This window comes from Lentilactobacillus fungorum (assembly GCF_016860605.1).
Classification (GTDB): Bacteria; Bacillota; Bacilli; order Lactobacillales; family Lactobacillaceae; genus Lentilactobacillus; species Lentilactobacillus fungorum.
Window position 1 is genome coordinate 55877 of record NZ_BNJR01000007.1, and the last position, 24240, is coordinate 80116.

34 protein-coding genes are annotated in these 24240 nt (G+C 43.5%); 20 read left to right on the forward strand and 14 right to left on the reverse strand.

Features of this window, described 5'->3' with window-relative positions; all coding sequences use genetic code 11:
* The first annotated feature begins 93 nt into the window (after positions 1 to 93).
* The 7 genes from YK48G_RS03140 (at position 94) to YK48G_RS03170 (ending at position 5905) form a co-directional block, all read left to right on the forward strand.
* A complete protein-coding gene (locus tag YK48G_RS03140) occupies positions 94 to 981 on the forward strand; it encodes an ABC transporter ATP-binding protein (protein WP_203629259.1) in 888 nt (295 codons plus the stop codon).
* Entirely contained in the window at positions 971 to 1729 is a 759-nt protein-coding gene (locus tag YK48G_RS03145; protein WP_203629260.1) for a DUF2705 family protein, read from the forward strand. Before YK48G_RS03140 ends, YK48G_RS03145 begins: the two co-directional genes overlap by 11 nt.
* 18 nt (positions 1730 to 1747) lie before the next feature.
* Positions 1748 to 2500 carry an ABC-2 transporter permease gene (locus YK48G_RS03150; protein ID WP_203629261.1) on the forward strand — a complete coding sequence of 251 codons (753 nt, stop codon included), beginning with the start codon at positions 1748 to 1750 and terminating at the stop codon, positions 2498 to 2500.
* 237 nt (positions 2501 to 2737) lie between these two features.
* Entirely contained in the window at positions 2738 to 3298 is a 561-nt protein-coding gene (locus tag YK48G_RS03155; protein WP_203629262.1) for a helix-turn-helix domain-containing protein, read from the forward strand.
* 25 nt (positions 3299 to 3323) lie between these two features.
* Positions 3324 to 4055, forward strand: coding sequence for an ABC transporter ATP-binding protein (locus tag YK48G_RS03160; RefSeq protein WP_203629263.1), 732 nt, complete (start codon positions 3324 to 3326; stop codon positions 4053 to 4055).
* Between the two features lie 5 nt (positions 4056 to 4060).
* A complete protein-coding gene (locus YK48G_RS03165; RefSeq protein WP_203629264.1) occupies positions 4061 to 5467 on the forward strand; it encodes an ABC transporter permease family protein in 1407 nt (468 codons plus the stop codon).
* Positions 5468 to 5533: 66 nt separating this feature from the next.
* Positions 5534 to 5905: an antitoxin HicB gene (locus YK48G_RS03170; protein ID WP_203629265.1), complete on the forward strand. Its 372-nt coding sequence runs from the start codon at positions 5534 to 5536 to the stop codon at positions 5903 to 5905.
* Between the two features lie 94 nt (positions 5906 to 5999).
* On the opposite strand, the gene YK48G_RS03175 is transcribed toward YK48G_RS03170, so the two are convergent.
* On the reverse strand, positions 6000 to 6563 hold the full coding sequence (locus YK48G_RS03175) for a GNAT family N-acetyltransferase (protein ID WP_203629266.1): 564 nt from the start codon (positions 6561 to 6563) through the stop codon (positions 6000 to 6002).
* Between the two features lie 188 nt (positions 6564 to 6751).
* Between YK48G_RS03175 and YK48G_RS03180 the strand changes: the two genes are divergently transcribed.
* The 6 genes from YK48G_RS03180 (at position 6752) to YK48G_RS03205 (ending at position 9195) form a co-directional block, all read left to right on the forward strand.
* Positions 6752 to 7357 carry a helix-turn-helix domain-containing protein gene (locus YK48G_RS03180; protein ID WP_203629267.1) on the forward strand — a complete coding sequence of 202 codons (606 nt, stop codon included), beginning with the start codon at positions 6752 to 6754 and terminating at the stop codon, positions 7355 to 7357.
* A 199-nt stretch (positions 7358 to 7556) separates the two neighbouring features.
* Positions 7557 to 7706 (forward strand): 50S ribosomal protein L33, encoded by a 150-nt coding sequence (rpmG, locus tag YK48G_RS03185; protein ID WP_203629268.1) that lies wholly within the window; start codon positions 7557 to 7559, stop codon positions 7704 to 7706.
* Positions 7707 to 7837: 131 nt separating this feature from the next.
* Positions 7838 to 8107: a 30S ribosomal protein S14 gene (gene rpsN / locus YK48G_RS03190; protein WP_203629269.1), complete on the forward strand. Its 270-nt coding sequence runs from the start codon at positions 7838 to 7840 to the stop codon at positions 8105 to 8107.
* Positions 8108 to 8127: 20 nt separating this feature from the next.
* Positions 8128 to 8253 (forward strand): putative metal homeostasis protein, encoded by a 126-nt coding sequence (locus YK48G_RS03195; RefSeq protein WP_203629270.1) that lies wholly within the window; start codon positions 8128 to 8130, stop codon positions 8251 to 8253.
* Positions 8254 to 8611: 358 nt separating this feature from the next.
* Positions 8612 to 8803, forward strand: coding sequence for a hypothetical protein (locus YK48G_RS03200; RefSeq protein WP_203629271.1), 192 nt, complete (start codon positions 8612 to 8614; stop codon positions 8801 to 8803).
* Positions 8804 to 8865: 62 nt separating this feature from the next.
* The gene (locus YK48G_RS03205) at positions 8866 to 9195 is read left to right on the forward strand and encodes a DUF5626 family protein (RefSeq protein WP_203629272.1); all 330 of its coding nucleotides are present in this window, start codon (positions 8866 to 8868) and stop codon (positions 9193 to 9195) included.
* Here YK48G_RS03205 and YK48G_RS03210 read toward each other — a convergent pair.
* On the reverse strand, positions 9188 to 9709 hold the full coding sequence (locus YK48G_RS03210; RefSeq protein WP_203629273.1) for a helix-turn-helix domain-containing protein: 522 nt from the start codon (positions 9707 to 9709) through the stop codon (positions 9188 to 9190). The two genes, YK48G_RS03205 and YK48G_RS03210, sit on opposite strands and share 8 nt — an antisense overlap.
* A gap of 171 nt (positions 9710 to 9880) precedes the next feature.
* Here YK48G_RS03210 and YK48G_RS03215 point away from each other — a divergent pair, with 171 nt between their 5' ends.
* Both YK48G_RS03215 and YK48G_RS03220 read left to right on the forward strand, forming a co-directional pair.
* On the forward strand, positions 9881 to 10057 hold the full coding sequence (locus tag YK48G_RS03215) for a hypothetical protein (protein ID WP_203629274.1): 177 nt from the start codon (positions 9881 to 9883) through the stop codon (positions 10055 to 10057).
* A 13-nt stretch (positions 10058 to 10070) separates the two neighbouring features.
* Positions 10071 to 10319, forward strand: coding sequence for a hypothetical protein (locus tag YK48G_RS03220; RefSeq protein WP_203629275.1), 249 nt, complete (start codon positions 10071 to 10073; stop codon positions 10317 to 10319).
* A 5-nt stretch (positions 10320 to 10324) separates the two neighbouring features.
* Here the strand turns inward: YK48G_RS03220 and YK48G_RS03225 are convergent, their stop codons facing one another.
* Positions 10325 to 10903, reverse strand: a complete 579-nt coding sequence (locus YK48G_RS03225; RefSeq protein ID WP_203629276.1) for a helix-turn-helix transcriptional regulator — start codon at positions 10901 to 10903, stop codon at positions 10325 to 10327.
* Between the two features lie 147 nt (positions 10904 to 11050).
* Between YK48G_RS03225 and YK48G_RS03230 the strand changes: the two genes are divergently transcribed.
* A complete protein-coding gene (locus YK48G_RS03230; RefSeq protein WP_203629277.1) occupies positions 11051 to 11404 on the forward strand; it encodes a DUF6483 family protein in 354 nt (117 codons plus the stop codon).
* A 16-nt stretch (positions 11405 to 11420) separates the two neighbouring features.
* Here YK48G_RS03230 and YK48G_RS03235 read toward each other — a convergent pair whose 3' ends face one another.
* The 7 genes from YK48G_RS03235 to YK48G_RS03265 all read right to left on the reverse strand — a co-directional run bounded on the left by YK48G_RS03235 (position 11421) and on the right by YK48G_RS03265 (position 14725).
* Positions 11421 to 11750 carry a hypothetical protein gene (locus YK48G_RS03235; protein ID WP_203629278.1) on the reverse strand — a complete coding sequence of 110 codons (330 nt, stop codon included), beginning with the start codon at positions 11748 to 11750 and terminating at the stop codon, positions 11421 to 11423.
* Between the two features lie 335 nt (positions 11751 to 12085).
* The gene (locus YK48G_RS03240) at positions 12086 to 12295 is read right to left on the reverse strand and encodes a hypothetical protein (RefSeq protein WP_203629279.1); all 210 of its coding nucleotides are present in this window, start codon (positions 12293 to 12295) and stop codon (positions 12086 to 12088) included.
* Positions 12296 to 12559: 264 nt separating this feature from the next.
* Positions 12560 to 12847: a hypothetical protein gene (locus tag YK48G_RS03245; RefSeq protein ID WP_203629280.1), complete on the reverse strand. Its 288-nt coding sequence runs from the start codon at positions 12845 to 12847 to the stop codon at positions 12560 to 12562.
* 59 nt (positions 12848 to 12906) lie between these two features.
* A complete protein-coding gene (locus YK48G_RS03250) occupies positions 12907 to 13089 on the reverse strand; it encodes a hypothetical protein (RefSeq protein ID WP_203629281.1) in 183 nt (60 codons plus the stop codon).
* Between the two features lie 158 nt (positions 13090 to 13247).
* Positions 13248 to 13877, reverse strand: a complete 630-nt coding sequence (locus YK48G_RS03255; RefSeq protein WP_203629282.1) for a Type 1 glutamine amidotransferase-like domain-containing protein — start codon at positions 13875 to 13877, stop codon at positions 13248 to 13250.
* A 40-nt stretch (positions 13878 to 13917) separates the two neighbouring features.
* Positions 13918 to 14562 carry an alpha/beta fold hydrolase gene (locus YK48G_RS03260; protein WP_203629283.1) on the reverse strand — a complete coding sequence of 215 codons (645 nt, stop codon included), beginning with the start codon at positions 14560 to 14562 and terminating at the stop codon, positions 13918 to 13920.
* Between the two features lie 10 nt (positions 14563 to 14572).
* Positions 14573 to 14725 carry a hypothetical protein gene (locus tag YK48G_RS03265; RefSeq protein WP_203629284.1) on the reverse strand — a complete coding sequence of 51 codons (153 nt, stop codon included), beginning with the start codon at positions 14723 to 14725 and terminating at the stop codon, positions 14573 to 14575.
* Between the two features lie 95 nt (positions 14726 to 14820).
* On the opposite strand from YK48G_RS03265, the gene YK48G_RS03270 reads away from it, so the two are divergent.
* A complete protein-coding gene (locus YK48G_RS03270) occupies positions 14821 to 15459 on the forward strand; it encodes an SAP domain-containing protein (RefSeq protein ID WP_232365263.1) in 639 nt (212 codons plus the stop codon).
* 146 nt (positions 15460 to 15605) lie between these two features.
* Here YK48G_RS03270 and YK48G_RS03275 read toward each other — a convergent pair whose 3' ends face one another.
* Positions 15606 to 17177, reverse strand: a complete 1572-nt coding sequence (locus YK48G_RS03275) for an ABC transporter permease (protein ID WP_203629285.1) — start codon at positions 17175 to 17177, stop codon at positions 15606 to 15608.
* The gene (locus YK48G_RS03280; RefSeq protein ID WP_203629286.1) at positions 17170 to 17937 is read right to left on the reverse strand and encodes an ABC transporter ATP-binding protein; all 768 of its coding nucleotides are present in this window, start codon (positions 17935 to 17937) and stop codon (positions 17170 to 17172) included. The genes YK48G_RS03275 and YK48G_RS03280 overlap by 8 nt, the downstream gene beginning before the upstream one ends.
* A 579-nt stretch (positions 17938 to 18516) precedes the next feature.
* Between YK48G_RS03280 and YK48G_RS03285 the strand changes: the two genes are divergently transcribed.
* From YK48G_RS03285 to YK48G_RS03295, 3 genes are all read left to right on the forward strand, one after another.
* On the forward strand, positions 18517 to 19101 hold the full coding sequence (locus YK48G_RS03285; protein WP_203629287.1) for a helix-turn-helix domain-containing protein: 585 nt from the start codon (positions 18517 to 18519) through the stop codon (positions 19099 to 19101).
* Between the two features lie 185 nt (positions 19102 to 19286).
* Positions 19287 to 19604 (forward strand): rhodanese-like domain-containing protein, encoded by a 318-nt coding sequence (locus tag YK48G_RS03290; RefSeq protein ID WP_203629288.1) that lies wholly within the window; start codon positions 19287 to 19289, stop codon positions 19602 to 19604.
* 244 nt (positions 19605 to 19848) lie between these two features.
* Positions 19849 to 21027, forward strand: a complete 1179-nt coding sequence (locus tag YK48G_RS03295; protein ID WP_232365264.1) for a CPBP family intramembrane glutamic endopeptidase — start codon at positions 19849 to 19851, stop codon at positions 21025 to 21027.
* Between the two features lie 91 nt (positions 21028 to 21118).
* Here the strand turns inward: YK48G_RS03295 and YK48G_RS03300 are convergent, their stop codons facing one another.
* The gene (locus YK48G_RS03300; protein WP_203629289.1) at positions 21119 to 22525 is read right to left on the reverse strand and encodes a class II fumarate hydratase; all 1407 of its coding nucleotides are present in this window, start codon (positions 22523 to 22525) and stop codon (positions 21119 to 21121) included.
* Between the two features lie 17 nt (positions 22526 to 22542).
* Positions 22543 to 24165, reverse strand: coding sequence for a malolactic enzyme (locus tag YK48G_RS03305; RefSeq protein WP_203629290.1), 1623 nt, complete (start codon positions 24163 to 24165; stop codon positions 22543 to 22545).
* Between the last annotated feature and the right edge of the window lie 75 nt (positions 24166 to 24240).

Below are 24240 nucleotides of genomic sequence, written 5' to 3' on the forward strand. Positions count from 1 at the left end.
CCAGTCCGCAGATCATACTTGGTTTCTTCAGTTAACTGATGCTTGAATTGTAGAATTTAGGATCAGATACTCAATGATCATGGGGATGATTTTATGCTTAAAGTTAGTCATATCAATACCTTTATTAATAGAAAGAAGATTATCAAAGACGTTTCCTTTCAAGTGAATTCTGGGTCAATTGTCGGGTTGATCGGACCAAATGGCGCCGGGAAAACGACGATTATGAAAACAATTCTAGGACTCACTAAGTTCACCGGGAATATCTCGGTGGAAGATAAAACCGTTACCGAGAATAACCACGCCGCTTTAACCAGAGTGGGCGCGTTGATTGAACATCCAGCCATCTATCCATTTTTAACCGGACTGGAAAATTTGAAATTGTATTCTTTGGACGAAGCCGATATGAATAACATTGTTTCAATGCTCAAGATGGATGCTTATATCAATACCAAGTCGAAGGGGTATTCAATGGGGATGAAGCAAAAGTTGGGCATCGCAATTGCCTTGCTTAACAAGCCCCAACTGGTTATTTTAGATGAACCGATGAATGGCCTCGATATTGAAGCCACTATTTTAATTCGCAAGATTATCAAGCAATATGCAGCTCAGGGATCGGCGTTTCTAATTTCGAGCCACGTCCTCGGTGAACTGCAAAAAGTGATGACTAACGTTTTACTGATTACCGAGGGTAAAATTATTGTCGATGAACCAATCGATGAATTTAACCGGGTCAGCCGGCAGCAGTACCACTTGTTAACTGAAGATATGCCAACGACTGAGAAGTTGTTCGCTGAAAATCAAATTCCAGTTACCAAATCAGATGACTATCTGGTAATTCCTCGCAAGCTTTCGGATCAAGTTCAAGAGCTGCTCTACTCTCACCACATTCGCTTAGTGGAGCTGTCGCCTCAGGGATTGAATTTCGAGCAAACGGTTGTTAGTTTGCTTCAGCAGCAAAGAAGGCAAAGCCATGAAAAATAGTCTAAAGCAGGAATTTTATAAGTTCAGGCACCAACGAATTCCGTTATACGGTGCCGTTGCTCTGGTGGTTTTGATGCTGTATGCAGCGGTATCATCGACTGGCGTTAATCGGATGATCATTGCTCAGGGCTTTGGTGCCGGCCAGTGGATCACAATCATTATGATTACCGTTGCCTCAACGTTTGTGGCAATGGAGTATCAGAACCGCACGATTATGACGTTGTTTTATAAGAGCTCCAATAAATCAGCAATTTACTTTGCCAAATTGATTGTGATGTTGATTTATGGTGTCTTAATGCTTATCTTTGGCATGTTTTTAACAGTTATCTTGAAAGCTGTCATGGTTGGCGGCAAATATCGTTGGGGAGAGCCTTATGGGCAGCACCGGTTATGGATTGATTTGCTTCTCAATACAACGGGCACCTTGATTTATCTGATCTTTATCATTGCCGTCGCCTTTCTCCTGATTGTATTGATTCGGGTAAATGCAGCTGTTGTGGGCATTGGCTTAGTGATTATTTTTATGGGAGCTGATTTCTCTTCGCTCGTCATGAGTGCTTTGCCGCATTTTGGCGCAATCATCAAATGGAATCCGCTAAATATGGTTTTTGTGATTAATCAGTTGGCAAATTCCAGTTATGAGAAATTTTCCAACCTCAGTTTGCCGCAAATTATAACTGGTAACTTGATTTATGCGGTGATCTTTATTGCCATTGGTGACGCTCTGTTCAAGAGCAGGCGGGTTTAGCTGAGGAAGGTGAGCAGCATGAAGAAGAGTTTATATCGAGAATTTTATAAATTTGGGCATAAGAAACTAACCTGGTTTGCACCATTACTACTGTTGGTATTTATGATTTTAATCAGTGATTATCCATCTAACCGCTTATTGGCCATGATGACCTACGATTCTCCGGACGCCATTATGATCATTTTGGTGATCGTCGGTTCTACCATGTTTTCGATGGAATTTCAGAATAATGCGATTTTGACGTTGCTCTACAAGTCGCCTAGGACGTTGTCCGTCTATTTGGACAAATTCATTACAATTTTTATCTATAACTTGATCTTGCATGGCTTGGCAATTATCTTCACCTTTGCCTTAGCCGCAACGATCAATCCAGTTTCGTGGTTTGCGGCTTATCAGTATCATCAGCCGCTAATCGTGAACATGTTTTTGGCAACAGGTGTGGATATTCTAACAACAACGTTGATTATTAGCGTGGTATTTCTGATTTCCACTTTGATCAATTCAAACGCCGTGGTGGTAACTGTTGGCTTGGCAGTCATGTTCTTTGGTGAGGCAATCTCAAGTGATTTAACGCGGGGCTCTTCGGCGTTAACATCATTGGCTAAGTGGAACCCGTTTAATATGACGATGCTCACTCACCAATACGTTAATTATGCGGGGTATTACGATACGACATTATTATCAAATGCTCAATTGGCAACCGGTGCGTTGGCTTATATCCTGGTGTTCTTTGCCTGTGGGTACCTAATATTTAGGAAGAAGCGATTTTAGAAGTTGAAACGGAAACCGAATCGATAGTTTTTGATTAATCACAAACTAAAAACCGGGATTAGCGAATAATTACAAATTCAAGAATCTACAAAAGGGTTCAGCCAATTGCTGGGCTCTTTTTTGATCCTGCTAAACTACGGTATGATGAGTAAGAGAGCACTCATCAAATAAATTGTTAGCGATTCTCCCAAAATGGTGGTTAACTAAAATTGCAGCAGGACAAAGGAGCTGATGGCAATGGCAGCAACGATTGGTCAACGAATTAAACAAAAACGTGAAGCACTTGGATTGACCCAGAGCGAGGTGGCCGAGAAATTGTTTGTGACCCAGCAAACAGTTGCTCGCTGGGAAGGTGATAAGCACCTACCACCAATTACCGCACTGGAAGATCTTGCCAAGCTCTTCGACGTTGAACCAGCCTACTTCTTTGGAGGTGACAAGGTCGTGATGCATAAGTTTAACTTCTTTGCCTTCTTTGGCAGCATGGTATTTAACTTACTATTCTTCTGGATGGTTGCGATTTCTATTGTGACCTTCTTATTGACGAATTGGGGGATGATCTTCGGTGGCCTCATTGCGCCGGTTGCGATTATTTACCAAGCCGTTGAAGGCATCCGCCAATTTGAATGGTCGCGATTTGGGGTTGCCTGCTTGTTTACCGTCATTGCCATCGTGGTCCTGCCGATTTGGTGGAAGTTTAACACCTACATTTGGCGCACGCTGAAAGCCTACTATCGCTATAACGTTAATTCGTTTTTCTATGAAGTAACGCCAGCCGATAAGCACGCGAAAAAGTGATGCGTGATGGAAAAGAGTGAGGAACGTGAAGAAACAAGTAATTGATGTTAATCAGATAACAAAACAAGTGGCGGCCAATGGCAAGCACGCACCAGTAGAAATCTTGCACGGCATTTCGCTACAGGCAAACGCTGGTGAATTTCTAAGCATCGTTGGACCGTCTGGAGCGGGGAAATCTACCCTGCTGAATGCTATGTCGGGTTTGTCTAAGCCAACCAGCGGAGAAGTTCATTTGTTAGGGCAAGACCCTTACCGCCTGCGTGCTAGTCAAGCCGCCGAATTTCGGCGCAAACAAATTGGTTTTATTTTTCAGAACTATAATTTAATTCCGGCCCTGCCAGCTTTTGATAACATTGTTTTGCCCTTGCGGTTGGCCCACAAAAACGTGGACCGTCAAAAGGTTGCTGCACTGCTTAAGCAAATCAACTTTGCCGCCGACCCAAGTAATTTTGTCTCAAACCTCTCCGGTGGTGAGCAGCAGAAAGTCGCCATCGCCCGGGTCTTGGTGGCCAATAGCCGGATTATCTTTGCCGATGAACCAACCGGGGCGTTAGATAGCATTTCTCGCCAGATTATTTTCGGCCTGTTGCGTCATTTAACAAAGCAGGGGATTTGCATCGTCATGGTCACCCATGATATTGAAATGGCGGCCGCGACCGATAAGGCAATCACATTAAGAGATGGCCGATTAGAAAAAGTGATTAATCAGCCAACTGCCGAGGCGCTTTTTCAAGCCCTTAATGAAGAAGGAAGATGACTAGAATGCTACGAATCATTTGGCTGCAATTTAGACATTCCCTAAAGACGTGGCTACTAACGCTACTACTCTTCATTGTGACGGGTTTCCTAATTGGCACCTGTCTGAATGCAATTTTTACCATTCGCGACCATTTTCCCAACGTCCCCAAACCACTTAACCCGACTGACGTGTTTGCCTACCCCCTGATTTTTGGCTTGCTGACCGTTGCCATTGTGTCTAGTGGCGTCGTTAAACTAGTCATTGATGGAGCGAAAAAGGAATACACTTTGTGGACAATTTTAGGGGCAAACCCACGCCAATTGTCCGGATTGATTGGTGGCCAACTGGCTTTAATTGGTGCCCTTGGAAGCTTCGTTGGGTTCGTGTTGGCAGTGCCGTTGATGGTGCCGCTAGATACGTGGCTGATCGTTTCGTTTGGCCTTAAGGCATTCTTTCGAACCGGCTCGGTGTTTCCATTTGAATTTTCATTTTCGGCCTGCTTATTGACGGTGGGCTTTATGGCAATTGTTTCTGGAATAGCCGGTTATTTACACGCACATAAACGATTTGTCCATGGTCAAAATGAGATTTTAACAACGGAAAAGCCGCGCTCGCTGCTTCAACAGCTGACTTACTGGTCGGTGGTGGCTGTCAGTACCCTTGGGTTAGTCTTGGCGTATGGAGACTCCCTGATTATCACGCCTCAAGCCCAGCGTTATCTTCGGGTTGATAATTTTCACGAAGCTGGGAAGGCCTATATTCCTAATTTGTTGTTAATCATATTATGTTCAATCGTTTTATTTACGGCAGTTGCTCAATTGATATTGCCCTGGCTGATTAAGCTGTGGACCTTGATTTTACCGAAAAAGTCGTCTCTGGAAGTCAATACGGCCTTTTGGCACACGTTAGTTGATAAACCTTACTTAGCATCGTTGATTTCACCACTCGTTGCTGGTTCGTTTATGCTGACGGGCATTACCTACATCGCTTCAGATATTACGAACTTCGGGACTAATCAGGAAGCGGCAGCTAATACCGAGGCATCGATTATTGGCTTTGTGGGCACGCCATTACTCATTATTTTGGCCAACGTGTTGACGATTACCATTATGACCAGCGCTAGTAAACGGGCAACCTTAACGCAACTGGCAGTGTTGGGATTTGCGCCTCGCAATTTGATTGATGAAAAGATTCAAGAAGCGTTCATTTATTCGACAACGTTCTTGATTTCTGCGGTCATTATGAACATCCCGTTTCACCTAATTGTCACGCATTTGGTAATCGCGACGCATAATGCGGTCACGCTACCATGGACAGCCATTTTTATTTGGCCAGTTTGGCTGTGGTTGATGATGGTGATTTTTATTATCGCTGTGAACGCCTGGCAGGTCTGGCGATTTACCAAAAAGAATCAGCTAATGGTTGCCTAGCGGTTAGGAACTTTGTAAGATAGGAATATACAGAGAATCAAATTTGTGGCTTTCGAGGTGGCGTTGATGGGTAAAGAGATTGTAGTCTATCCGGTCATTTTGGCTAAAGTAGATGAACATTACTGTGTCACCATTCCAGGGATTGCCAGTGGCTTTACACATGGCAAGCAACGGCTGGATGCGATTAAGTTTGCAATGAATCTTATCGGCCGACTACTGAGCATCGAGACCAATTACCCTAGGCCGCCGGAGCAAAATCGAATTCAGCTTAAGGACAACGAACAATTGATCTACGTAGCGGTTAATCTGAACGATTATCGCCAAATGATTGACGTTGCGGTTGAGATTCCGGAAGCGTTGGACCACTTAGCCTCTGAGAAGGGGCTCGATTTGTCGGCAGTAATGGTGGCCGCTTTGAAAACGAAATTGAATCATTAATAAAAAGGTCTTTGAGCAGTGTCGCAATACTCAAAGACTTTTTGTTGGTGAATTGGATTGTTTGTGGTGTGAAAGAAATTTGCGGCAAGGTTGGTTATTGCCTGTTTAGATGGAAGGGTGACTGTTCCCACTCTGATCTTAAAATACCGTATTTAACTGAGTCATAGTACCGATGATGCCAAAATCTGACCTGGCGAATTTGGCCTTCGAGCTTCATACCAATTTTTTCACCAAGGGCCATCATGCGTTTGTTACCAGACCAGGTTGTAAAGCCGATGTGCGGTAACTGGGTAACGTCGGTGAATAGGTGGTCTAACCATTGTTGTAACGCGATTTGGCCGATGTGTTGGCCCCAGAGATCTGGTTGGTAGATCACAATTCCGACTTCTAGCCAATGCTTGAGGTGACCATCTTCAAAATAAGCCGAAACTGAGCCGACAAGTTCGTTATTTAATGTAATCACCCAGCGATCATCATTTTCAAGCCATTTTTGTGGCCCAACTTTAGTCATAAAAATGGCTTTTGAAGGAAGGACATCACGAAAATAAGGCCCATTCCATTTTGTCCATTCTGCGTTGGGATCGCTAAAGGCAATTTGCCAAAAGGGGCTTAAATCGTTTTGATGGAGCGGTCGAATATTAATTTGTGAGGTTACCATATGATTACACCAGCCTTTTCTACCAAAAATAGCATATGATTAAACAAACGGTAAAGTGGTAACCGGAAACCATGAAGTTTCTTGTACGCCAACCAATCCTGGTTTCATGCAGTGCAGAGAATCTTTGCTAGGCAGAAGCTTAATTTGGTTCTAAAGTAAACTCATCAGCAAGAAAAGAGGACATTCAAATGAGATTTGGCGCGCGATTAAAGCAAGCACGGATAAAACGACAACTAACGCAGCAAATCGTTGCGGACCATCTAAACGTTTCTCGGCAGACAATCTCCAGCTGGGAAACCGAAAATAGCTACCCTGATATTGATAGTTTAATCAAGCTCAGTAATTTTTACCAGCTCTCTTTGGATGTCCTTTTAAAGGAGGATGTTGGCATGAAAGAATATTTGAAGAAGCAAGAAGTATTAGACTGGATCCGGCCCATCAAGGGGTTTACGGTGGCCATCGACATCATTTTTGTCGGCAGCTTGGTCTTTATTAAGCACCAGGGACTAGCGGAGGCATTGTTACTTCTCATTGGACTGGGTAACTTATTGGTGATGATGCGAGTTGGGAGCCTAACTGAAGAATTGACTGGCAAGTCGAGAATTTCAAGACTGCCGGCTGAGCGGAAGTTTATTTGGCCGTTGGTGGTACTCGTTACGTTGATTGTTGGGATTGAATGGTACTTAAAGCTTCAGCCTTCTAGTGATGCCGTTTCGATTACCATTGGGCTTTGGCTGGGTGGATTGGTATGCGAAGCCATTTATCATTATCGAAAAAATAAGGGAACGTTGTAAGAGTATGATTGTTTAAGGTTAGGCAGCGCCAAAGTGACATCAATTGATGGCTTTGGCGCTGTTGTCTGTCAGTGGCCCTAAGGTTGCTCCTTACGGCTAAAAATTGATCCTTGACATAATGGCTGAACGTGGCATAATTATAAAACGTAACGATTACTATTTAAAATTAAACTAGCAAATAACGGAAGGAGTGGTTGATATGAGAAAAAATATTGTTTTGGAATGTGTTGAAACTGGCGAACGAATTTATTTGACCAGTAAGAATCTAACGAATAATCCAGACCGACTGGAACTCAAGAAGTATTCGCCAAAGCTCCGACGCAAGGCGATTTTTAGGGAAGTGAAATAATAGAACAGCACCGCAAAGCAGGAATCTGGAGGTAAGCACCGCCAGCAAAATGCGAAGTCCGTGGCTTTCCACTGGCAAAGACCCACGGCAACTGCTAACCGCTTTGCCTCGCTCACTAGGAGGAATAAACTGTGGCAAAAAAATCTAAAATTGCAAAAGCTGAAAAACAAAAGAAATTAATTGCGAAGTATGCTGTGTTACGACGGGAATTAAAAGCAAAGGGCGACTATGAAGCGCTGCGAAAGCTGCCGAAAGATTCCAATCCCAATCGGCTTCGAAACCGCGATCACTTGGATGGCCGGCCACGCGGTTATATGAGAAAGTTTGATATGTCGCGGCTGAATTTCCGCAAATATGCCCACCTTGGCCAAATTCCTGGGGTTCATAAGGCCAGCTGGTAAAATTCAATAGGAGGCTTCTCATGGAAAAACAAGATCTTGCAACTGCCTATCGACGATTAAAGAGTCCTAATATTAAGACTCGCAAGCGCGCCCTCAAGATTATTAAAGAGATGAAAACACAAAAGCGGCGTTCGAACTTGGGTTAGTCACGTGATAATTAAAGTTAAGGCCGGACCTCATCAATTACACTCGTTTAGTTGATGAGAGCCGGCCTTTTTATTTTAGATTAAGCTAAGCCATTCATAAATACCTTTGAAACAATTAATAATTCATTTGTTTGACTTTAGATAACAAAACTTATAGACTAACAGCAACTTATACTTATCGCAAACCTAGTTTCCGATTAACCTGAGGGGCGGTTAGTCAATGTAAACCACTGCGTTCTTGGCAAGCAGTCATTTTATGCTAGGGTAGATGTAAAGTGCGATATTCTTGATTGGGTTATCTTATCAGTTAATAACATTAATTACTTATCGCCAAGCATCCGGGGGAAAGGTGAGTACCATGAGTTTAAAGCGAATTTTGTTTTCAATTATATTTGGGGTTATCAATTTAATGGGCATTATTTTCTTACTAAATCCAATTATGGCGATTGTCAACCGTCAATTCCAAGAAAGTGACCTCCTGCAAATTATCTTAATTGTCGCGATCACCCTTGTATTAGACGTTGGCACTTTCCAAGAAATTCAAGACTAAGATTGTGCAAATAGCTAGAATGCGGTATCTTTAAGAATAATGAATTGAGATAGGAGGTGGCCGTGACGAATAAACTAATGATAGTGGCTACCACGTGCTTATTAACGATGTGTATCAGTATCCGGACTCACGCCGCTACTTATCGGGTTTCCCACGTCTCCGCGTTATCTTGGGAAGCCAAGTATGACGTGACAACTCACGGCAATACAATTACCAATGTTTCTCACGTTTCCGCTCACGGGCTGGTGGGTTCAATTGTTAAAAAATATGTTTCTCAACCGGCTTATAATAAAGTGACATTACATATGACGCGGAAAGTCGGCAGTGTTATTTATCGAACATCTTTAAAAACGCGGGTTGCTGACCATAAAATCCATGTAACCGCTAATTAATCCGATAAACCTTGGTGCCTGATGGATGCAGCCAGTTATCACTGACGATCACGTAAAGGCTTATCAAACTAATGAAGATGACAACAGCCGAGACCACGATAATTGTTTTGTGGAGGCTGTTGTATTTATTATTGCGCCAAAGAACGTAAATCGGCAAAAATACGCCGACAATGGGGACAAGGGCAGACACCAGGGATAGGATCAATAGAATAATGCCCTCGTCGTTATTTTGGTAAAGCGCCATGGTGACTTTCTGAGGCGAAACGTCGCCCATTGGGATGGTTTGGCGGTCCTTGGCTTCTTGAGCCAGTTGGTCATGGTGCTGCAACAATTGATCGGTCGAAATGCCATAAAGCTGGCTTAATGAAATTAAATTATCAATATCTGGATAACTACGACCGTTTTCCCACTTTGAAATTGATTGGCGGGAAATATGTAGGATCGTAGCGACTTCATTTTGAGAAAGCCCCTTATTAAGCCGGGCTTTTTTGAGTTGCTGGGATAAGTCGGCCATAGTACACCACCTTTCTATCGTTGTTCTATGTCCAATATAACATCTAAAAGTTGGTTTTCGAAGCAAAAATTAATTGCAAACGTAAACCGGGTGCAACCAGTGAGTTCTTTGTCAGGGTTTGCGGAGGTGATAAAGTCGACTTATTAATAATAACGAAATTGAGGCTTTCAAATGGTTTGGTTATATGGATTAGTTGCGGTTGGTTCAGCTTTATTAGTTACACTGATTAAAATACGGTTTGATTTGAAACGGTTTTCGATTAAAGGCTACTTTCCGTTCTTGATTGTGAGTTCGGCAATTTGTCTAACGGCTTACGTGATTGAGGAATTGCAACAAATGATGGGATGAAAAAGAGGTGTGGATGTTGATAAAAGTGAAATTAAGTCTGGTAATCTTGGCAATCGTCCAGTCAGCAGCGTTTGGCCTGATGCTTTACTTTCTCTCGCGGACGGCCAGTGTAATAATTGATCATAATAAATATCACAAAAGCAATTACTACTTAGTCCGCTGGGGTCAATCAATTAGCGGCGCCGTTCAGCAATTTTGGCAGCCATTGGTTGTTTGGACAGCAATTTGGTGGGTAATGGATGCCGTCATTCAGGTTAAGTAGGTCGACTAAAGTAACGACCAATGTAAGAAATTAATACCAATTAAAAGCGATAGGGCAGCCCCGATAATGGCCCCTAGCAAAGCGGCCAAAAGAATCATGACCAGCTGGTGTCGCCGGCTTCTGGGCTTAGCGTGGGAGATCTCGCCGGTCTTTAAATAAGTCAAAATTTGCCGATAAGTATAGAGTTTAAGCGAGTTGGTTCGATTGATCAGAATAACACTTAAAACAACACCTAACGTTGCAAACGAGGCGACTAGCATCATGGAAATACCAGCAGGTAGCCAGCGCATACTGGCTAAAGCGCCATAGGTGAATAAACCACACAGTAAAACGCCCACAATTAACCAGCGGATCTTTTTCTGCAGTAAGTTTCCCCGCATTGTTTGAAGATCACCGCTAATGAGGTCGTTGACGTCAACGTCATAAAGTTCGGCAAGCAGTAATAGGCTTTGGATGTCTGGATAGGTCCGGCCATTTTCCCAGTGTGACACTGTTTGACGTGAAACGTGGATTTTCTTTGCTAATTCGTTTTGGGTGAGCCCCTGTGATTTTCGTAATTGAATTAATTGACTGGTAACGTACACGCAAACAGCATCCCCTTAGTTTCTAGTTTGGTTTCCGTTGCGAACGGATAAAAATGTTGACATTTGAGAATTCAGCATGATTAACACTACTACAACCTATCTTACCATGCTAATCTGAGCGTGAATCAAGAAGATAGGAGTGGGATTATGCAACAAGATGAAGATTTCTTAACCCGACAAATTCGGTCAATTGGCCAAGGCCTAGGTGTCATGATTAGCGGTAAGAATGGCGGCCCAACGCAAATTGTATTTCCAAAAAAACAGGCTCAAAAGTTACCACACCAAGTGGACTTACAACGTTTAATCGATGAAGGCAAGTATGGCCAAGCCGCTGAACACTTAGTTCAACTTGAATTTGCGATTTCTCATCAGGACTATTTTGAGTTAAGTCTTTGGCTCTACAAGACACTCAATCAATTAAGTGATGAAACCCTTAGAAGTGGTCAATATTCAAAGACCCGGATTTTAGATCAGCTGCAGCGATTGAAAAATAAGCAGTAAAGGGGACTGACACAAGCTAAATTGGCTTGCTGCCAGCCCCCTTTTTGACCCAAACGTTTTCAAACTTTTCCTCGGTTTTAAATGCTTCGATTAGCTCGGTGGCCATTGTTTCAGCGGCTTCTTGCGGTAATTCTGGTTGAATACTCATTAACTCTTGGGATAACTCAAAGGACTCCACGGTTGATTCCAAGGAGTCTTTTAACGTTAGGTATTGGTACAAATCTCGAATTTGCTCGTTAGTAAACTGATAGTTTAGGAAGATTAAAGAACTGTCACGAATATTTAAGCGTTCGCAAATTTCATTTAAGACGTTAAGTAATAATGATTTTTGGTTATAGCTTGTCATGAATTGATCCTCCGTTAGTCATGAGTGCGATCAGCCGGCGGTCTCGAGAACGATGAACGCCAGCATACTTAATAAGACGCTGATGACCCCCAGCCGTGGCCAATTAGTTAGCGTTAGTGCAATTAGCAAAACCTAACAATGCCAAAAAATGATCAGGATAATCGATTTGGTTAAAAGAATCAAGGTAAGGATGGTCCCAATAATCAGCAAATGCCAGTAAAGGGTTACCAGCTTAAAGCAAAGACGGCCAATTTGACTGGTTTGCTGAGCAGCGATGGCGAGACGATATTGTTTTGATTGGGATTAAAAGGGATCGAAAAGTTTTCGAACCGCCTTCATGGTTTGCGGCTGGTTTCTGATTTTGCAGGCTGCTTCGCCCGATAATGAGTACGAAACTTCCGGGCGAGTGATTGGAAAATGCGCTTGCCAACGTAACCAGCACAGTTACCTTCAATCAGCGCTGAGCCGATAAAAAGTAGCCAGTTATGCTGCCAATATCGTCGACCATAATCACAAAAGAAGGCAATGAGCAGTAATGATATCAAGAATAATCCTGACCACAGTCGTTGGTGGCTGGCGATTAGTTTGGTGAACGAATTACTTTGAGTTTTGATTTTGCTGCGACCTCCAAAATTCGAAAATAATAAATAGCCAAAATACAACTGGCAGGCAAATGATGATCCAGCTAATAACTTTATTCGATGAAATAATCCAATTGAAGCCAGCAATGGCTGCGATTAAGAAAATAGTACTAATCGGATGGTTCTTGATATCGTTAAGGAACTGAATGATTTTCGTCATCATTAACCTCATTTGTGGAAATAGTCTCGTTTAGCGAGAGCTTGATTCAGCCAGACAAAGAAAAAGATGATTAAAAAGAGAATGAGCCAGCCGGCAGCCAACAATAGTACCATCAGACCCAATCCTGCTAGGCCGTAGTCTTGGATGACCTGGCCGGTGGCTTGAATCAAATCGACTAGGTTGTTTCGGCGGTGGAGTAGTAACTCAATTGGCAAAAAAATAATGTTGACCAAGATGGTAATGACAAACCACTGGTTAGTGATTTGAGTTGTCACTTTGGCAACGTGTTTCATCATCTGCTTATGACCTCCTGCGAGTATTCGATAGTGGCTTAAACAATCCCCCCGGTACTTGATCAATTGTTTTCCAATGTGTCAGTAATTTTGATTGCGATAAGTGAAAAGATAATAATGGTCGTTGCTGTCATCAACGACGCAACCTGTGGAAATAGTTGGATCCAAATTTGACTGAGCCCCCAGCTCATCATTGCAAATACTAGTGAAATTGCAACTATGATGCCAAATAGGTGCTTCTTCAAGATTAGATGCTCCTTTATTATAAAACGGACGTGTCAATTATAAGACTCCTGATAAATGATCATGAGCCTGTTTGCACCATATCATACATGGTGGTGGCCAACAAGAAACCATTAGTTTACATATTAAAAAATCGAAAACTCAATTAATTGGTTTCCGATTATAGTCTTTTAACATTTTCATCTTGAATGAGAAGCCCTTCATCATTGTTAAGTCGGATGACTGATTGATGATGGGTGTTCTCCCAATGGTTTATTTGATCTATAAGTCCCGGGTTTGTAATTGCGTGTTGGTCAAAATGGGGGTAGATTCTGGTGGTTGTTAGTTTTAGCCCGTTCAAGTCCTTATCTTGTAGCAGATTATCTTCCGGATATAGGTATTGGTAGAGCTGCAAATCAGGCCCAAGCACGATTGCCCCCGCACTAATGCCATAAATTGGACGATTATTTTGAGCTAAATCATTAATGACTTGATCAGCATTTGAGCTTTTTAGCGCATGGAGTAGATAAAATTCATACCCGCCATTCAATATAAGGGCATCAGATTGCTTAAGAATGTCAAGATTATCTTGGAAAACATCGAATAAGGTGACGTTCCGAAAACCCAACGCGTGAAGTTGAGTTTGTAATGCAATCATTTTGGGGTGAAGGCGGCCTTCTTTTACTGAGTTGACAATGATTGAAATTTCCGAATATTGATGATGATCAGGTAACATGTTGATAAAGGCTTGAGTAATGGCTGGCGTTTTAAAAGCCCGCGAAGATAACAGTAAAGTTGACAATTGAACCATCTCCACTTGAAAATTTGTAGAATCGTTTAGATAACGGAGCTTAAGCTAATTCGGACAAGAAGCGCCTAAAATGAAAAGCAACTGCTTTGGGTTGATCAAACGGTAAGTTATGCCCGGCGTGATTCAGTAAAATAAGCTCACCTTGAGGAGATTGGGTGGCGACTTGGAGTTGTTCTTGGTAACCAACCACCGAATCATGGTGGCCAACCAGCATTGTTAGGGGCATTTGGTAATGGGCGTTTTTGAGACTGTTTTCAAATGCCAATTGATAGTTTTGAAAATGGTTGCCGGTTAGTTGATCTAAAAATGGTTTATTGGCTGCTTGAATTGCGGGGATAACTTGCTGCTGATACGCGTGCCAGCTTTCTTGATTGATATTTACAGTCATGTTGAGATAGTCATCATAGAATTCTGAATGGGTCGTAGGACTAACCTTTTCTTGAATAATGTTTAACGGGCTGGCGGTCAATCGTTTTTGGGCATTGGCCGTAATAACCGGGCAGGTCAAAAAGAGCCCTTGGACAAGGTTTGACAATTGATTGGCAAGGCCAAGTGCTAAGTAGCCCCCATATGAATGGCCACAGAGAATGAAAGATTGGTTGCCAATAAGGTGTTGAATCGCTTGAATTAATGTCGTGAGCATGGCATCGCTGGTTGCAGTCGCTAAGCCCGAGCTGGCACCCATTCCAGGAAGGTCAAAGCCTTTTATAAGGCCGGCTAGCGAGGATGGGCTCATACGGTATTTGCATCGAATGATGATCCATCCCCATGCCATGGAGAAAAATAATTGGCTGGCCTTCGCCAAAAAGTTGATAGGCAATATTTGCGTGTTGTAAGTTAAGTTGCATGTGATAGCCCCTTTAGTAATCGTTAATTAATCACTAGCATACACGATTTCAGGGGTTTTGCAATTTGAAATCAGCCATTAGGGTATAATCAAGGTATGAACATGATTGGAGGCATCATGACCCAACTCACCCTTAAACAATTTAACGCCCACTACTATTACAAAACCGACCTCATTAAATTATGTCGCAGATACAATTTGCCAACATACGGCACCAAGGCCGAATTAACCCGTTATTTGCGAGCTTACTTATCGGGAATTCCTAAACAACAAATTTTGCCGGTTAGGCAACCCAAGCTGCCTCGTACGCGCCTAAGCCATAACGACATCTCGTTAAGTACCCCATTAGTTGATTCGGGATTTTCCTTTAATCGAGAGGCCCGGCAGTTCTTTGCCGATTATTTTGGTGTTCCTCAGTTTTCATTCAAAAAGAAAATGGCGGTTATCAAACGTAAGGCGGAAGCTGACCACGATTTGACCATGACGGTTGGCGATTTAATCCGGGCGTATCAGCAGCCAGATAATCTCGTTAAGCAGTCTCAAGAAGAAGCGACGTATCAGTGGAACCATTTTGTGAAAGCCTTTTGCGCCGATCCCGATAGTTCACGGTTTAATCAAAAAATAAAGGTAGCCGCGATTCTTTGGCATCACGTGAAGCGCTCATCAAAGTCGAAAAATTATCAGCATCGATTGCTGAAAAAATATGCAGTAGAGATCCAAACCTTTATTAAGTGAAGCGTGGTTTTCCTTGAGGTGGCTAACCGCGGATTTCAAGGGAATAGTGAGCAAACTAAAAATTCTTTAGTAACAACCGGTGGGGTTGTCGCTAAAGAATTTTTGAAAAGCATCGATGAATAATAAATCCAGCGCTAAGCGGGATCCTACAAAGCTAAGTCTGCTTGTTGCCAATATCGATAGTAATGCCACAAAAGGCCAATGCTAGGAACGGCCATCAGTAATAATGCCAAACTATTGACGATGAGTGGCGAATAAGTGTTCACCAAGAAGAAGTAAGCCACAATGAGGGCGATGCCAATCATGAGGGCGCCAAAGGTCACTAAACCGATTACCAAATTGCCGCCGCCACGGTTAAATAACTGGGTGACATTGGTCCACGTGAGGTCTAATAGGCGCCAATCACGGGTGTAATTGTAGGCACTGGCGACTAAGTTTCCCAAAAGAATCCCAATGCAAAGCGTCACCAGGTCGAACCACATCAGCTTAGCCAGGATGCCTAATATGACGGCGAGTACGATTAATGCCAGACTTTGGATTGCTAACACTAATTTGAATTTAAACCAGAGGTACTGTTTAAACCCAATTGGTAATGATTTGATGAACGCTAAGTTTTGGCGGTCCAGCGAAATAAATACGCCGGCAAGCGACCCTTGATTAATCGCCATCATTGCAATGGCTAACCCAGCTAGAAACGTCACCCCCGCATCGTTTGCGGTTAGGGTAGCGAGTGATAGGTTGTTTTGAAAGACCATGATGATTGTAAAAATGCAAACCGGAAATAAGGTTAGCGAAAATGATTGCATTAACAAGGTGGGATTCCATAGCAGCCCCAAGTTATAGCGAAGCAACTGGCGCGTAATGCCACCACCGCGATGCTTGTGAGGGGCTTTGGAAATCTGTTGAATGTTGAGGCCACCCAGCACCTTTGGCAGTAAGACCTTTTGCATAATAACGCCTAGGCTGGCAATCACGACTAGCATGATTGAGACGGTTACCAGACTTCCCATACTGAGTGGTTCGGCAACCACCTGGTGTAAAGCAGAAAAGCCTGGAATAATTGGTGCCCCCGCTGCGGCGGCTTCATCGCCGATATTCATAATAAAAATCGCCACAAACATGGCAATCATTGATAGGCCAGTCATCAAAAACGTCATGCCTTTTTGATGCTTTTGATAGATGGCCGTTTGCGCAAAGCTAAAAATGGCAACCGAACAAATTAGAAACAAGCAGGTGTAAAAAAGCACAAACATAATGGTTCCAACGACAAAGCTAATACCAATGAACCGGCCTGGATGAAGGCCTGCCAAGACAAAGACCACCCAAGCGGGGATTTCCATCGGTAGAATCGTTAGTACGACAACTGAAAACTTAGCGGTAAAAACCGCCCATTGATTGAGAGGTAGGGGGAGGTAGTCTTTGAGATCTTTGCTTTCAAAAAAGATGTTATCAATGGCGGCGACGGTTTGTGCCAAGCCGATAACGGTAAAGAGCGCAATTAGATTGGTGAAGATCCCAACATGTTGATTTAAGTTCGCAAGCGTCATCATGCCACCAAAAGCAACCCCAAAAATGATGCCAATAATGACATATTGACTGATGAGTGAGCGATAAAGAGCCGCGCCTGACTTACCCTTTTCGCGCTGACGGCGAGTGAGCTGAGGATTGGCGTAAAGGAGGTTGATCTTCATGAGTTGCAGAAATTGGCGATTAATCATTTCGGCTACTCCCCTCAAGCTCGTTGACGGTTTGTTGATCGGCGGCTCGGCCGGCCATCTTCAAGTAGATGGTTTCTAATGTCGCGTTGGGCATCGTATTAAGAAGCTGGTCAACCGACCCGTTATAAATTAAATTGCCGTGGCGTAAAATCGCCAAGTCGTCACACAACTCTTGGGCCGTTGCGAGAACGTGGGTCGAAAAAATGACCGTTTTGCCTTTGGCAGCGTGTTTTTTCATAAGCTGTTTCAGGTCGTAAATTGCTTGGGGATCCAGACCAGTCATCGGTTCATCCAACACCCAAATGTCAGGATCTGGAAGCAAAGCGCCAATCACAATTGCCTTTTGTCGCATCCCATGAGAAAAGTCGCCGATCGGTGAATCAGCGTGGGCAGCCATATCAAATAACTCGCTGAGCTCGGCCTGGCGCTTCTTTCGCAAATCGGCGGGGATTTGATAAGCCGAGGCAATCAAGTCCCAATAATCATTGGCGGTTAGTTCAAGAAAAATATCTGGTGAATCAGGGACGTAGCCAATTCGCTTTTTAATTGCCAATCGATGGTCGACTAAATTGTCACCATCCACGGTAATGGTTCCCGAAGTGGGTTCAATGACGCTGACTAAACTTTTGAGGGTGGTCGATTTGCCGGCGCCGTTATGGCCGAGAAAGCCGAAAATTTTACCGTTAGGGATGGTTAACGACAAGTCGCGTAAAGCAACCGTCGAATCGTAAACTTTTTGCAGGTGGTTAAATTCAATCATATAGACAAGCTCCTTATCCAAAAACTATTGAACTGCAGTGCAGAATGAACTCCCCGAAATAAAATTCATGTACCCTCGAAAATTGATGGTCATATAAGATGCCGAATAGTTGGTATCCATATGAGTAATTATCAATAAAGATACACCTATCATAAGTTGAAAACAATGTTTGGTTAGAGCTCACTTCTCAAAATAAGGGATAACACAAAATATGGAAGGATACTTCCATTTAGAGCAGATTATTCCGCATATGGAAGTATGTTGCCATTTTGCCAATATTTGTGCTTATTTGGAGAGGTAAGCACCGTATCAAATGACCGTGAACTATCTTCATGGTTATTTCTGTACATAAGGCCCATTCATATTTTTAGAAATTGATGGTCAACTTGCAGTGACTATCAATTTAGCGTATAAAATATTTAGAATGATCTTATTAGTGCCGGTTGGTTTCCGGTTTCCGCTTTTTATTCAAATACATAATGATCATGTTTTACGATAATTAATTGCTGAATCGTCGCAATTGCTAGAGAGAATAGCTTGCTGGCAGGCCCAGTTGTCAGTACATTGAGGAGGATCATGATGGTCGAAAATCAGTTTGGGAAACGACTCAAATTAAAAAGGAGTGAGGCTTCTTTCACACAACAGGAATTAGCCAATCAATTACATGTTTCACGGAAAACAATTTCAAGTTGGGAAACCGGGCGAAATCGACCGGATATTGACTCATTAACGCAATTAGCAGCCATTTATCAGATTTCACTTGATGAACTGACGGGTAATCTGAATGAATCGTCTCCAATTACTTTGGATAAGTCGGTTCCCTCGAAGCATCCTGCAACCATCATTAATATTATGATTGTGGTCATACTCGTAGAACGGATTACGCAACTTTCTACCTCAAGCGGGTTACTGTGGATAGACTTTCTTTTGGCAGGGGCGATTGGATTACGATTACTGGTATCTCGCTATGGTCGGCGGGTAATTAATTCTCCAGTCCCTTTTCTAAGTGGCGAGGTTATATTCGGTGGGGCAGCATTTGTTAGCGGCTGGTTTCGTTTATTCTATATGGGGGCTGGCCTCAACATTACGTGCTATGTCATTGGCCTGGTTGTGGTGGTTGATGCAGCGGTTCAGTTTAGGCGGCTGGTAAAAGCTCACCGTTAGTGTCGTCCTAGTCGATTAAGGTCTCCATGAGGGACTTATTTAATCTCGCGGGCTTTATTAAAAATCAGTTAGGATCCCAAGGGTTGCTGATTCAGCAATCTGGCTCATATTTTTGAAAGTCGTTCAAAAATGTTATTATAAGTGATTGTCGATTAGAACCAGCTATTATTTTGAAAGAAGGAATAATGACGTTGTTTTCCAAATTCAAACAAATTTCAACTACTCAATTGCAAAAGCAGCTGTCGATGAAGCCGACCATTGTGGATGTTCGCGAAGAAAATGAATTTCGTGATGGGCATATTCCAAGCGCTAAAAATTGGCCGTTGTCTCAAATAACCCACGGGATTAATGAGCCAGATTACCCCCAGCCGTGGTACCTGATTTGTCGATCTGGTCGGCGAAGTGAAATGGCCGCCAACATCTTGAGCGATGCTGGTCATAAGGTGATTGCGGTCAAAGGTGGCATGAATGCTTGGCAGGGACAGGTTACCACGGGAAAATAACGTGAAGCAATTTAAAAATGTCGTTGTTAGCACAAGATAACTTTGGTTGTCCCCGTAATTAAATCAGGAAAAGCGATTAGCAGCAGGACCCCTTCCATCTTCACGAATTGGTAAGCTGAAGGAGACTAAATTTGTGATGGTGATTAATGAATCGATAGAAGAGCTGGCCTTTAAAGTTTGGCTCAACCAACATGAGGTTCTACCACGTGATCAATTATAATTCGAAAGAACCGAGGGAATGCGCTTGAAAAAGGAATTGCTAGTTCTGGTCTTTAAGGTGGAGTGTCTGTTAATTGCCTTGATTGTGAGTACAATCTACTTACTAAAAATGAATTTTTTGATCATTCACGGCGGCATCCTCATTCCAATTGGGATTGATTTGTTAGCTGGTCTTTTGGTAACAACTAATCAGCGTAGCCGTCAGTTATTGACAATGGTGAATGGTTTTTTGAAACTGATCTTAGTTGGCCTATTTCCGTTTTCCCTGGGGTTGGCGTTATGCTTGCTTGGCGCGCCGTTGGTTGTCAAATTAGCCATTCCAAACTGGTTTGTGATGGCCATTGTCCTGATCTTGTTTAGTGTCATGCTGATCCCCTTTTTGAAGCTAGTGCTACTGCCACTTCAGGGGATTGGTTGGCAAGTTAGCGGTAGTGCGCTTTTGATGATGACCCTCTACTTGACTTCAATTAATTCGCAATTTTTGAACTTCTCGATCAGCCAATCAAATCCAATTTTATGGTTATCCTATCTGGGATCATTTGCCATCGTCATTTACGCGATGGACCAATGGGGTTACCAGCTGCCCAGGATTAAAATCAATTCAAGTGTTAATTATTGGTGGCTAATCCTAGCAATTGTGACGGGATTGTTGAACTTAGGGATGTCGGCTGGGAGTTGGACACGATTATTAACGAAATTTCAGCTTGAGTTAGGGACACATTCACTAGTAATGATTGCGACGACAATTGTTTGGGTCGGCATCAAAGAAGAGTTCATCTTTAGGTATTTATTTTTATGGCCGCTATTGACAGTGAAAGCTCAATCAGCTCAAAAGAAAATTGTCTGGGCAATGCTGATTAGTTCTAGTGTGTTTGGCTTGTCCCACGCTGATAATTTAGTTTCGGGGCAAGGATTCTTGCCAACCTTTCTGCAAATCTTTGCCGCATTTGGCGTTGGCATGTTATTCAGTGTGATCACTTTGTACACTGGGACGATTTGGATTGCCATCACCTTGCATGTCATGATTGATTTGATTGGCTATCCAATGGCTAGTGCCGGTGTGTTTGCCAACGGTATGTCAGCCTACATGGTTGAATTCATTATCTTGACGCGAATCATTGAACTGATTGTTGTCTTTCTTATTCTAAGGAGTCAAAAGGCTCAAGCGGCGTTTGCCCAAACGCTACGACGAATTCAAAAGTGATTAGATAAAATGATGTTGAAACAACTCTTCAAACACGTTAAATAGCGCGTCCCTCATCAAGTTGAAGGACGCGCTATCATTATCTATAAAGTCAATTTTCCGGCCGAGAGCTGGAATCTTGGCGCTCAATCTTTGTCATTTCGATTGGCTTCATCCAGTTGTCAAAATCAGTGGCTGATACGTAGCCCAGCTTTAAAGCGGCGGCCTTTAAATTAGTCCCTTCTCGATGGGCTAATTGGGCAATCTCGGCTGCCTTATGATAGCCAATATGCGGTGATAAGGCGGTTACGGTCATTAAGGAGTTATCGACAAGCGCTTGCATGCGGTCGGCGTTCACTGTGATGCCAGCCACAAGCTTGTCAGTAAAGTTGTGAAGAATGCCAGTAAGCAAACTAGTGGATTCTAGGAAACTAAAGATAATCACTGGTTTGTAAACGTTCATCTCAAAGTTTCCTTGACTAGCAGCAACCTCAATTGTCGTATCATTCCCCATCACGCGAGTAGCAGCCATCGTGATGGCCTCTGCTTGGGTGGGGTTGACCTTGCCCGGCATAATGGAAGAACCAGGTTCGTTAGCTGGAATTGATAGTTCACCATAACCAGCTCGGGGGCCACTAGCCAGAAACCGGATGTCGTTGGCGATTTTTAATAAATCAGCGGCCAACGTCCGGACTATACCGTGGGTTGCCGATAGGCCGGAATGACTGCTTAACCCGAAGAACTTATTTTGGGTGCGAAAGGCAAGTGAATACATTGAACTTAACGTTTTGATCATTTCATTATCGAATTCAGGCAATGTGTTCAAACCGGTGCCGACCGCGGTACCCCCGATTGGCAATTCCAGCAACGTCTGGCTGGTTTCTTGAAGGTAGTGCAAATCGTGTTCCAAGGTGCTCACCCAACCACTGATTTCTTGACCAAATGTCAATGGGGTGGCGTCTTGGAGATGGGTGCGGCCAATTTTGACGACCCGCCAGAATTCAGTTTGCTTTTGCTTGAGAATCGCAATCAGGTGTTTAATTTCAGTTTCCAGTTTAGTGAGCGATTGATAGGCGGCGATGTTCATCGCTGATGGGAAAGTATCGTTAGAACTTTGAGAATGGTTGACATCGTCGTTCGGTAGAATTTCAACGTTGGCATCAAGTTGCTGACAAAGGTTTGCGATTACTTCGTTAACGTTCATGTTGGTTTGCGTCCCAGATCCGGTTTGGAAAACCCGCAGGGGAAAATCTTTCATGAGATCGACGTCTGTCAGTGAAAGTAATTGCTGGCAGGCCTTTTTAATCAACTCTGCTTTGGAAGTTGCCAGACTTCCCTGCTGCTGGTTAACTTTAGCAGCGGCTAACTTGATATTGATGAGTGCTCTGATGAGTTGAACGGGCATGATTGGGCCAGTGGGGAAATTATTGCGGCTGCGTTCAGTTTGCGGCCCCCATAAAGCATCCTTTGGCACTTTTACCTTACCCAATGTATCTTCCTCAATTCGATAGTCAATCATGTTGTTCGCTCCTCGTCTTATTTGTATTTTGGTTCCCATTTTACCGCATTAATTGCCGCTTTAACCGACTGAATTGGTCGCTTATTCAATTTTTGATCAATGGCGCTTTGAGCAACGGCGCTAGCAACCGTATCTGAAAAATCACTGAGTTTCGTGACTGGGGGCAAAACGGCTGCACCATCTTTGGTGATGTCAACGATACCACCGAGAGAATGGGCAGCTGCAGAAATCATTTGATCGTTGAGAACGGATGCCGCACTGGCAATTGCGCCGAGGCCTAAGCCCGGATAAATCAGCGCGTTGTTGGCTTGCCCAATTTCGTAAGTCGTTCCCCGATAATGTACGTCATCTGACGGCACTCCGGTGGCAACGAGTGCCCGGCCGCCAGTCCACTTGATGAGATCGGCGGCAGTCGCTTCAATTAATTTTGTCGGGTTGGAAATTGGGAAGATGATTGGTCGATCGGTATGAGCCGCCATTTCTTTAACAACTGCTTCGGTAAATGCGCCGGGTTGAGTAGACGTACCAACCATAATGGTGGGGTGGACGGCTTTGACGACTGCAAGCAGGTCGGTGAGGGCAGCCGCGTTTGTAAATTCTTTGCGAGAACGAGCGAATGGTTTCTGCTCGGGCGTTAGGTCAGGCATATCGTCGAACAATAGTCCCTGCTTATCAACTAAGTAAAAGTGACTTTTAGCTTCCGCTGGCGATAATCCCGCGTCAATCATTTCACCATAGATCCGGCTGGTGATGCCAGCGCCAGCCGTTCCAGCCCCAAAACACAAGTATCTTTGATCGATCAGCTTTTGCTTTGAAATGTTGAGGGCGCCGATAATGCCGGCTAAAACAATAATTCCAGTCCCCTGAATGTCATCGTTGAAAACGAGTTGACGGTCTTTAAATTTATTCAAGATCTTGGCGGCATTTGAGCGGCCAAAGTCTTCAAAGTGCAAATAGACGCCTGGAAAGACCTTTTCAACGGCGGCAACAAATTGGTCGATGAAGTGATCGTAACGGTCACCACGAACCCGCTTGAATCGATTGCCCAAGTAAAGGGGGTCCGCTAAAAGCTGTTCGTTATTTGTGCCGGCATCGATGACAACTGGCAACACACTGGCCGGATCGATCCCAGCAGCTGCCGTGTAAACCATCAACTTGCCGACTGCAATGTCAACTCCTTGAGTGCCCCAATCACCAATTCCTAAAATTCCTTCGCCGTCAGTGACGCAAAGCAGCTGGATATTTCGGCCGCCAGCCGCGTTTTTAAGCGATGCCTCAATTGACTTAGGATCATCGATTGAAAGGAAGGCCGCATTTTGTGGCTGAACAAACAAATGGCTGTAGTTTTCAACGGTGGTGGCAATTGTCGGGTCATAAACAATCGGCATTAATTCGGCCACGTGCTGGCTGAATACCTTGAAGAACAAGACCCGGTTTTCGTTAAAAATAGTCATCAAGAAGAGACGTTTAGCCAAAGCGGTTGGCCGCTGCCGGTATTGTTTGTACACTTCGTTAGCCTGTTCAGCCAAGGTTTGAACGCGCGGCGGCAGCATGCCCGCCAAGCCTAATTGTTGGCGCTCTTCGTTAGTAAATGCAGTTCCTTTGTTAGTAAATGGGTTATCCAAACGGGCTTGAGTCATGGCCCAACCACCTTTCAAGTTGTTTTGACCAAGGGTAGTCTTTGAAAGTTAGTATAGTCAAAAGACAACATTTCT